The organism is Kitasatospora saccharophila, assembly GCF_039529925.1.
Classification (GTDB): domain Bacteria; phylum Actinomycetota; class Actinomycetes; order Streptomycetales; family Streptomycetaceae; genus Kitasatospora; species Kitasatospora saccharophila.
In genome coordinates this window covers 1-9,288 of sequence record NZ_BAAANS010000122.1, presented here as the reverse complement: position 1 = coordinate 9,288, position 9,288 = coordinate 1, and the positions used below count along the sequence as shown (strand labels likewise).

General features: G+C 68.0%; 9 protein-coding genes. 4 read left to right on the top strand and 5 right to left on the bottom strand.

Annotation, left to right across the window (positions count from 1 at the left end; all coding sequences use genetic code 11):
• The first annotated feature begins 1,214 nt into the window (after window positions 1-1,214).
• Window positions 1,215-1,361, top strand: a complete 147-nt coding sequence (locus ABD345_RS39345) for a hypothetical protein (RefSeq protein WP_344559545.1) — start codon at window positions 1,215-1,217, stop codon at window positions 1,359-1,361.
• 284 nt (window positions 1,362-1,645) lie between these two features.
• Here the strand turns inward: ABD345_RS39345 and ABD345_RS39340 are convergent, their stop codons facing one another.
• Window positions 1,646-1,777, bottom strand: a complete 132-nt coding sequence (locus tag ABD345_RS39340; RefSeq protein ID WP_344559543.1) for a hypothetical protein — start codon at window positions 1,775-1,777, stop codon at window positions 1,646-1,648.
• Between the two features lie 421 nt (window positions 1,778-2,198).
• On the opposite strand from ABD345_RS39340, the gene ABD345_RS39335 reads away from it, so the two are divergent.
• Window positions 2,199-3,320: an IS630 family transposase gene (locus ABD345_RS39335; RefSeq protein WP_344559541.1), complete on the top strand. Its 1,122-nt coding sequence runs from the start codon at window positions 2,199-2,201 to the stop codon at window positions 3,318-3,320.
• 28 nt (window positions 3,321-3,348) lie between these two features.
• Here the strand turns inward: ABD345_RS39335 and ABD345_RS39330 are convergent, their stop codons facing one another.
• Window positions 3,349-3,993: a hypothetical protein gene (locus tag ABD345_RS39330; RefSeq protein WP_344559539.1), complete on the bottom strand. Its 645-nt coding sequence runs from the start codon at window positions 3,991-3,993 to the stop codon at window positions 3,349-3,351.
• A 146-nt stretch (window positions 3,994-4,139) separates the two neighbouring features.
• Between ABD345_RS39330 and ABD345_RS39325 the strand changes: the two genes are divergently transcribed.
• A protein-coding gene (locus ABD345_RS39325) for an IS5 family transposase (RefSeq protein WP_380272377.1) occupies window positions 4,140-5,083 on the top strand; the annotation gives its coding sequence in 2 pieces (ribosomal slippage) (window positions 4,140-4,529 and window positions 4,532-5,083; 942 coding nt in all).
• A gap of 28 nt (window positions 5,084-5,111) precedes the next feature.
• Here ABD345_RS39325 and ABD345_RS39320 read toward each other — a convergent pair.
• Entirely contained in the window at window positions 5,112-5,738 is a 627-nt protein-coding gene (locus ABD345_RS39320) for a hypothetical protein (protein ID WP_344559537.1), read from the bottom strand.
• A gap of 108 nt (window positions 5,739-5,846) precedes the next feature.
• On the opposite strand from ABD345_RS39320, the gene ABD345_RS39315 reads away from it, so the two are divergent.
• Window positions 5,847-6,944, top strand: coding sequence for an IS630 family transposase (locus ABD345_RS39315; RefSeq protein ID WP_380272375.1), 1,098 nt, complete (start codon window positions 5,847-5,849; stop codon window positions 6,942-6,944).
• Window positions 6,945-7,069: 125 nt separating this feature from the next.
• On the opposite strand, the gene ABD345_RS39310 is transcribed toward ABD345_RS39315, so the two are convergent.
• Both ABD345_RS39310 and ABD345_RS39305 read right to left on the bottom strand, forming a co-directional pair.
• Complete coding sequence (locus ABD345_RS39310) at window positions 7,070-7,483, bottom strand: hypothetical protein (protein ID WP_344559533.1); 414 nt, start codon at window positions 7,481-7,483, stop codon at window positions 7,070-7,072.
• 51 nt (window positions 7,484-7,534) lie between these two features.
• Complete coding sequence (locus ABD345_RS39305) at window positions 7,535-9,058, bottom strand: NF041680 family putative transposase (protein WP_344559547.1); 1,524 nt, start codon at window positions 9,056-9,058, stop codon at window positions 7,535-7,537.
• Between the last annotated feature and the right edge of the window lie 230 nt (window positions 9,059-9,288).

The following is a 9,288-nucleotide window of genomic DNA, read 5'->3' as shown; positions in this document are numbered from 1 at the left end:
GACCCGAAAACACCACGCCCACAAGATCGTTGACATCACGCACACCGTGCCAACGACGGCCGTCACACTTGGTCACCACCGATTACGGGACAGAGCCAGTCACTGGACACACCCATGCAGAGGGTTCCCAACACCCCGTGGAGGGGTAGCAACGCGTGTGCCATAGCGCTGAAGCCGATGGCGAAGCACATAGTCACCACCCCTTGGAGGGGTAGCAACGCCGTCAGGTGTTGTGCCCCCGGTTCATAGCGCACGTCCGGGCCACCCCTCGGAGGGGTAATAACGGAGCGTGGTGCTCCAGCAGTGCGTACGGCATTGCCGTCGTTCCTACCTTTGAAAGGGCAGCAGTTCGAGCCTGCACTGGTAAAGATTCGGTCTTCGGTAGTCCCCACCGTTTTTCGGAGGGGTGGCAACAGCGTGTAGGCGCCGATGCCGAGGGTGGTGCGTGTCTGTGCCACTTCTTGGAAGGGACACCAAGACGTCGCACGCAAAACACGCCACGCGCTTCTAGGACCCTTGGATCCCAGCTTTACCCTGGGGCCGCACTGCTCCTTGGGGAGGTAGCAACAAGACCGCGACCTGGCGGCCCAGGGAGACCTGGCGCGCCGCACCGTTCCTTGGGGAGGTAGCAACGTCTCGCCCCCGCCGATGAGGTCCTTCACCATCCGGGGCCACACCGTCCCTTGGAGGGGCAATAACTTGTTGGTGTAGGTGGTCGCCATCACCAGGCCGGCGGTCTACCCGCCCCTACCGCAGGTGCGCTGGACGCGGAGTGGCCTGCAGTCGATATGTAACTTCTGGTAACAGAAGCCTGGCAGAAGTCCATGTTGAAGCGGTCGGGGTTTCCCTTGGGAAGCGGCAAGTCTAGCCTCGTAAGTAGAGCGCCATACGACATGGTGCACAGTGGCTACGTGGTACAGAACGGCGGCGCTGCGAAGAACGTCGCTGTAGTGCTTCTGCGCGACTGCTGCGCAAGTAAGGGCGGTATGCCACGGAGAGTGATGGTAAGGGATTTCAAGATCCACTACACCCCGCGTCAGGGCCTGCGCGGCTTGCGACCTGCGGATCTACTGGTCTTGCGCGGAAAGATTCCCAAGCTTAGAGTGCGAGTTCGATTCTCGTTGCCCGCTCCATTGAAAAGCCCCAGGTCGGCGACCTGGGGCTTTTTTGCTGCCCAGGCAAATGCGGGGTTTGGGTTGTAGGTCTGGTTTTTGATGTTCTCTGCCGGCGGTTCCGCCGAGACCGGCCGGAACCTGAAGAAGGTGGCCAAGAACGTCCGTGAGGTGGAGGACAAGCACGCGGCCCACCTGCGGCAGATCGGTGCCCGCGAGATACGACGAGCGCGGGAACCGGCTGGCTGACGGCGGCCGCGAGGGGCGGGCGTACGACCCGGAGGGCGGGCTACTCGAACACCTGGACCCGGCCGGTCACCGCACGCGTTGCGAGGGCGGTGGCTTCGGTGTCCGCACGTCCGGATCGATGCAGCCGGTCAGCGGGTCCAGTGGCCTGGCGGGCGGCGTGGGGGTGGACCTTGGGCCGGGGCCGATGGGCGGCCGGACCGCTTCGCGGCAGGAGTCGGACCCGCACCGGCGGACCGCCTCGTCCTCGTTCGCCACACCCGTGACGACGAGTTCGACGGCGGCAGTTAGGAGGTGAGAATGTGGGCGAGCACTGCGGTGTAGTCGAGGGTGCCGTGGCCGGCCTGTTCGGCCCGGTGGGGGTGGGTGCGCATCGCCTCGGCCAGTGGCAGGGCGCTCGATGGGGCGGTGGAGGCCACCAGGTCGGCGCCCTTGCGGGCCAGCGCCGGCGGGAAGCGGGGCGGGTAGCTGCCCTCGGCGATCGCGGGGCGGCGCCGTTCGGCCTGGGCGGCGAGCGGGGTGGCGCCGTTCGGCCTGGGCGGCGAGCGGGGTGGCGGCGAGCACCTGGTGGGCCGCCGACGGGTCAGGCCCGGTCCGTCAGTCCTCTAGTAACTGGCTTGGAGCAAGATCGTCCGCACAGGGTCGGTGGCGCGGTGGCCGCTCTCTCCGGCCCGTCCCGTCTCAGTGGTGAACGTCCCTCGGCAGCTGGCGGGGGGCCGGAGTCAGGCCACCTGTCGGTCTTGGCCGTGCGGCTAGTGCTCTGACCGCATAGGTTCGCCGTGTTGGTGGTCGGGGCGGTTGGATGTGCGGTGACGTCCGATCCGACCCGCTGGAGGCGCGGTGGCCGAGCCTGTCCGTGTGCGCAGACTGACCGACCAGGAAGGGCAGAAGCTGCAGCAGATCGTGCGCCGGGGAAGCACCAGTTCGGTTCGCTACCGACGCGCGATGATGCTGCTGGCCTCGGCCGGCGGGAACCGCGTCCCGGTCATCGCCCAGCTGGTGCAGGCCGACGAGGACACCGTCCGCGACGTGATCCACCGGTTCAACGAGATCGGCCTGGCCTGCCTGGACCCTCGTTGGGCGGGAGGCCGTCCCCGCCTGCTCAATCCTGACGACGAGGACTTCGTCGTCCAGACGGCCACCACCCGACCGACCAAGCTCAGCCAGCCCTTCACCCGCTGGTCCATCCGCAAACTCGCCGCCTACCTGCGCCGCGTTCACGGCCGGGTCATTCGAATCGGCCGCGAAGCCTTACGCTGCCTGCTTGCCCGACGCGGCGTCACCTTCCAGCGCACAAAGACGTGGAAGGAGTCCCCGGACCCCGATCGCGACGCGAAGCTGGACCGGATCGAGGAGGTCCTGAACCGATTTCCGGACCGCGTCTTCGCGTTTGACGAGTTCGGCCCACTCGGCATCAGGCCCACGGTGGGCTCGGGCTGGGCCGTCGTCGGCTACCCGGAGCGGCACCCGGCGACCTACCACCGCACCCACGGCATCCGGTACTTCCATGGCTGCTACTCGGTCGGAGATGACACCCTCTGGGGCGTCAACCGCCTCAAGAAGGGTGCCGCGAACACGCTCGCCGCGCTGAAGTCGATCCGCGCCGCCCGCCCCGACGGCGCACCCATCTACGTGATCCTCGACAACCTTTCCGCGCACAAGGGCGAGAAGATCCGCCGCTGGGCGAAGAAGCACCGGGTCGAGCTGTGCTTCACCCCGACTTACGCGTCCTGGGCGAACCCGATCGAGGCCCACTTCGGGCCACTGCGGCAGTTCACCATCGCAAACTCCCACCACCGCAACCACACAGTCCAGACCCGAGCCCTGCACGCCTACCTGCGCTGGCGCAACAAGAACGCACGACATCCTGACGTCCTTGCAGCTCAACGCCGTGAGCGCGCCCGTGTCCGCAGCGAGAAGGGCGTCCGCTGGGGCGGACGACCTGCCGCTGCCGCAGCCTGATCAACCCGGCGAACCTCGTCGGCCAGCCTTAGCAGTAGCCGTCCGCCCTAGCACCGGCTGAAGGAGCGAGATCGGGCCAGGGATGCCCTGCCCTGTCGGAGGCAGCGGACCGAAGGAGGTCAAGCAAAGTAGACCCCGGGTAGCCCCGGAAACTCGAATAGGCGGAACGGTAGTAGCAACTCCAGTAGCTCACGACCCGCCGCTGAATGCGGGCGAAGAAGGCCGGGTTGTCCACGATGAACTGCCCATAGGCGACGTGGCCCCGGGTGCCCGGAGTGGCAAGGTCACGAAGCCCGTCGCAGACGTCGACCAGGATCTCCAAAACGTACTCGCCGACCAGTTGCACGACGAACGGGACGACCCAAGGGTCCGTGGAGTCAACGACCTTCGCCAGGTGGCGCTGCCTGACCATCCCATCGCAGTGCCTTGAGTACAGGCAGTGCAGAAGTTGCCGTTGACGCGACGAGAGCGACCCCATCGCGTCGGGCGGCGGCTCGTCGTTGTAGAGACGCCCCGGGATGGTCACCTGCTGGCCCTCTACAACGACCGAAAACGACGCTGCCGGCCGGAGGCGAGAAGGAGGCATGACCGCTAGAACTGCCTCGGCATCTCCCGCGAGCTCCACCGGGAACGCCGTGATCAACGGATCGCTTCTATCGAAAGGCGGCTGCACGAGCTGAGCATAAGCGGACGCTCCCACCGCGAGGTTGGCCCCCACCACCTCACAGTCGCCCAACCCGGTAAACGTTCCCGGTCACAGCACTAGGAGCCGTCCGGCCGATCATGTGACTGTCGGCTGGTCGGATCGTTGTCCCGTGTATGGGGCGGGGCGAGCGCGGGGATCTGTCGGACGCGGAGTGGGAACGGCTGCGGCCGTTCCTGCCGGTGAGCAACGGTCGGTGCGGGCGGTGGCGTGATCACCGGCAGGTGATCGATGGGATTCTTCACCGGGTTCGGACCGGGGTGCACTGGCGCGATCTGCCGGAGCGGTTCGGGCCGTGGAAGACCGTTTATGAGCGCCATCGGTTGTGGTCGGCGGACGGCACCTGGGAACGGCTGCTGCAGCGAATCCAGGCGGCGGCCGACGCGGCGGGCGAGATTGACTGGGACGTCTCGGTGGACTCAACCATCGTGCGCGCGCACCAGCACGCGGCCGGTGCTCGCATCGATCCGCCGCCGGCTCTCGGTGGCTCAAAGGGGGCCGAGATGGTGGAACACCAGGACGAAAGTCCGTGGCAGAGTCTCGTCGGCCGGCTGGTGGAGGTGGTGCGGGAGGCGAGGGACTGGGCCGTTCGCGCGGCGGCTTCACCAGCAAGATCCATCTGAGCGCGGACGGTCTCTGCCGCCCGCTGTCCCTGGTTGTCACACCAGGTCAGCGGGCCGACTGCACCCAGTTCGTGCCGGTGCTGGAGAAGATCCGGGTCCCCCGGCTCAGGTCGGGCAGGCCCCGCAAGAAGCCCGACAGCGTCGCGGCCGATAAGGCCTACAGCAACGGTCCTTGCCGTCAGTACCTGCGGTGGCGCGGCATTCGGCACACGATCCCGGAGAAGGCCGACAGTCAGGCCGCCCGCCTGCGTAAGGGGTCGCGAGGCGGACGGCCACCGGGGTTCGACGAGGAGCGGTACAAGAAGCGCAACACCGTCGAGAGGGCCATCAACAAGCTGAAGAACTCCCGCGCCGTCGCGACCCGTTACGACAAGCGCGGATACGTCTTCCTCGGCACCGTCACCGTGGCCGCCCTCGTCATCTGGCTCCGCACATGAGTCAGTCAGTCCGTCCGGGACCTCGTCATCAGCGACCCGGAAGGCTCCCTGCGCGGTCGGCGAGCCAGACGGCGACACGCTGCTTTTCCTCGCGGTTTGCGTAAGGGCTGTTGTAGCGCGTGATCCACTCCAGGTGCCGCAGGACGTTCTCTGAGCGGTCCGGGTGAGGCACCGCGAGCACGTCGATGCCGGTCTCGCCCGTCGAGGCTTCGATGTACACGCTGCCATCCAGAGCCATCATGCCGAAGCCCGGGTGGCCTGAGTGCACGCCCAGGAACGCCGATGCCGCGCCTCGGCCCATGATGTCCCAGCGATCCAGCAGCCGGACCCGGGTCCAGAGCGCCGGTGCAGTGTTGCCGCTGTGCAGGTGCTGCAGAGCGGCCCGGTGCGAACGGGTGCCCTGCGGAAGCTGCACAAGGAACTCCCGCCGGTGGTCGAAGAGGCCCGAGGAGACCGCCAGGTCGTACCAGCCCGCATTGAGCCGCTCGACCAGCCGCGAGGTGTCGTACCGGTGCGAGAAGCCTCCGGCCACGTCCTCCGCACCGTATCCGCGGACGAACGGCATCGTGTCCCCTGGCACAGCGTTGGGGATCACCTCGAGGCCAGCCCGCCGCAGAGGCCGGTACACCTTGCGGTTACGTTCCTGAATACCCATCGGCCCATGTTCTACCAGGGTCCACAGCCCCGGGCCCGCCCTTTTCCTCCACCTCCACGTGATCGGCCGGACAGCTCCTAGTGACCTGAGTCGGAGATTCGTCGTTGGTTGGGTGTGAGTCGTCCTGGTCCGAAGATCCCGCCGTTGTCGGTCACTGATGGCCAGCGGGAGGTGCTGCAGTCCTGGGTACGTCGTCGTTCGACCGCCCAGGCGCTGGCGTTGAGGTCGCGGATCGTCCTTGAGTGCGCCGACGGCCACTCCATCATGGACGTCTCACGCCGGCTCGCCGTCGCGCCGGACACGGTCCGTACCTGGCGCCGGCGCTTCATCGAACGGGGCCTGGACGGCCTGGGCGACGAGCCCCGCCCCGGCGTCCCGCGGAAGATCACCGACGCGGACGTCGAGCGGGTCATCGTCAAAACCCTGGAGGAGAAGCCGAAGAACGCCACCCACTGGTCGACGAGGTCCATGGCCGCCGCTACCGGCATGTCCCAGTCCGCGATCTCCCGGATCTGGCGCGCGTTCGCCCTGGCCCCGCACCGCGCCGAGACGTTCAAGCTCAGCACCGACCCCTTGTTCATCGACAAGGTCCGCGACGTCGTCGGCCTCTACCTCGACCCGCCCGAACGCGCCCTGGTCCTCTGCGTCGATGAGAAGTCGCAGATCCAGGCCCTGGACCGCTCACAGCCGGTGCTGCCGATGATGCCCGGGGTGCCCGAGCGCCGCAGCCACGACTACGTCCGCTCGGGCACCACCACGCTCTTCGCGGCGCTGGACACCGCGACCGGCAAGGTCATCGGCTCGCTCCACCGCCGCCACCGCACCGCCGAGTTCAAGAAGTTCCTGGCCAAGCTCGACCGCCAGGTCCCCGCCGACCTCGAGGTGCACCTGATCCTGGACAACTACATCACCCACAAGGTCCCGGCGATCAAGACCTGGCTGGTCGCCCACCCCCGCTTCCACCTGCACTTCACCCCGACCGGATCGTCCTGGCTGAACCTGGTCGAGCGGTGGTTCGCCGAACTCACGCAGAAGAAGCTCCGCCGCGGCGTCCACCGCTCCGTCCAAGTCCTGGAACGCGACATCCGCACCTGGCTCGCCGACTGGAACGACCACCCCAGACCGTTCATCTGGACCAAGACCGCCGACGAAATCCTCGACAAAGTCGCCGCCTACTGCCGACGAATCTCCGACTCAGGACACTAGCACTACGGCGCCAGTTGCTCGCCCGAGCACCAGCACGTTCGGGCGAGCGGGCGGTCGGACCGGAAGCAGATGCCTCCTCGCGTGGTGTCTGAGCTTGTCGTTTAACTATCGGCCCGACGTGCGAGCTATTCGTGCGTTGGCCGGGCGGCGACTTCGGCCTGTGTCAATGCCCAGCGCATGTGGTTGGCATGTGCACGAGTCATGTCCCGGAGAGTGGGTGACTCGGCGGCTCGCTGGGCAGCGGCTTCGGCCGACTCGGTCCAGGCGCGAAGGACTTCGAGGGGGCGCTGGTGACCGCATTCCAGCTCGGAGCCTGACTGGTCCGTGACCACGGCCTCATAGCCGATGTTGACGTAGAGACTGATGCCTTGATCGTGGAGGACGACTTCGAAGGGCGGTTCGTCGGAGTGCACGCCCTCGGGGGTCTCGGTGGTGACGGTGAACTGTTCCTTGGGGTTCATCCAGTAGTCCTCGCCCCATGGTTCGACCCAGATCCCGAGGATCTTCTCGTTGTCGTTGTTCAACCTGATCTTCGGCATGACCGCAGCGTAGCCCCCGTGGAATCCCGTACGACCGCGACCTCTAGCGGCTCAACGATGGGATTGCGGCCCTCCAGCGGTGGCGTGGTGCGGCTCAACGGACCCGGTTCGTCGGGGCTTGGTGCCCTTCTTGTGGTGGGCGGGGCGGGTGTGCGCCTCGCCCGTGGCCAGGACTCTTCCGACCTCGTAGCGGGCGGTGGGCTGCTTGTTCTTCGAGCCGGGCGGTCGGCCGGGGCCGGGGCGGGTGGGTTTCGGCGCTTGCGCTGGTGAGGGGGACTTCGTGTGCAGGTTTCGGAACCCTCGGCGGACCCGGGCGGGGGTGAGCTTGTTCGGTTCCGCCGGTCGCTCCCAGGGGTGGCGGAGGTCGGCGACGAGCGGGCGGGCGAGGCGGAGCTGGGTGTGGGCGGCGATCACCAGCCAGGTCCAGCGGTCGGCCGCCGCGGAGTCGCGCAGACGGGGCCGGGTCCAGCCGAGGGTCTGCTTGAGCAGGCGGAACGTGTGCTCCAGATCGAAGCGGCGGAGGAAGGACTGCCAGCAGCGGTCGACGTCTTCGGCGCCGGCGCCGGTGCGCGACCACCAGAGCCAGACCGGTCGGTTCACCCCGCCGCTGGGCAGCTTCTCCACGGCCAGCCTGATCACCGTGCCTTCGAGGAGCGGCAGCTCGCCGTCGTGGTCCAGCCAGGCCGCGCGGCGGGTCAACCGGGGGTGGAGCCGGTCCCAAGCCCTGGCCACGGCGGTGCCGTAGCGGCGGGTGGCGGTGGTGGTGACCACCTGCTCGTCGCCCCAGGTGCCGGGGTCCCCGAAGACGAACTCGCCTCCGTGCTTGGGCGGCCGGCCACCGGCCGGATGCGCTGCGTTCCACTCGGCCCGGGTCGGAGCGGGTCGGCGCATCACCCGGTCCGAGCGGAGCCGGCCGAGGACCTGCACCGGCAGGTCGCCGAGCAGGTGAGCGATGCGTGGGGCGTCGTAGCCGGCGTCCATCACCACCAGGACCTCCGGATCACCGGCCTTCCACTGCCCGGCCGTGATCAGCCGCACCACCACGTCGCGGAGTTGGGCGGTGGTGACGGCGGCCAGGTCGGCGCCAGGCTTCAGTCGCACCGCGTCCAGGACCGCCGTCCACGACGTCCGCCCGGTCTCCAGCGCGACGACGAACGAGTACGGCCAGCCGGGGATCATCTGGTGCTTGGCGTCGCCGCGGCCGTAGGTGTGGCAGAAGGAGCGGTCCGGGCAGGTCCCGGCGTCCGGCCGCAGCCACGGCGAGACGTCCACCGCGAGCACCAGGCGGCCGTCGGCCGCGCGCGGCAGCGGCAGGCCGGCCAGCTCGCTCCGCAGCCGGTCGACGTCGAGACGGCCGCGGTTCAGCGCGCCGTACAGGGCCCCGTGCCCGCGCCGGTGCTCGGGCGCCAGCGCCAGGCCCACCAGGGTCTTTACCGGCCCGTCGGTGCACAGCACCGCGTCGGTCAGCTCGAACAGCGCGTCGCGCCGCCCGGTCAGGCAGTCGTAGAAGACCCCCCGGAAGCGTGACAGTTCCGCGATCGGCTCGCCCCGCACACCCTGTTCCACCACCACCAGCACGGCCTTCGCGTCAAGTCCTGCAACCCTTAGTCGAGTTCAGGATCACGCGAAGGCCGTGCCCACGTCCCAGAGACACCCGAACGAGTGATCACCGGGCCCGCTTGTTCGAGGCCGCTGGATAAATTACAAGCTGAGACCGTGTTTGAGATCTCATAGATTGGTGGGTGAAAGTGGTCGCGGGCCTTGTCGGGTGGCTGCGTGGCCGCGGGTGAGTCGGCGGGCCATGA

What these genes read in the sequence shown, in the direction of transcription:
- ABD345_RS39345 (WP_344559545.1), top strand. Translation starts at nt 1,215, where the DNA reads ATGTTCTCTGCCGGCGGTTCCGCCGAGACCGGCCGGAACCTGAAGAAG.
- ABD345_RS39310 (WP_344559533.1), bottom strand. Translation starts at nt 7,483, where the DNA reads ATGCCGAAGATCAGGTTGAACAACGACAACGAGAAGATCCTCGGGATC.
- ABD345_RS39320 (WP_344559537.1), bottom strand. Translation starts at nt 5,738, where the DNA reads ATGGGTATTCAGGAACGTAACCGCAAGGTGTACCGGCCTCTGCGGCGG.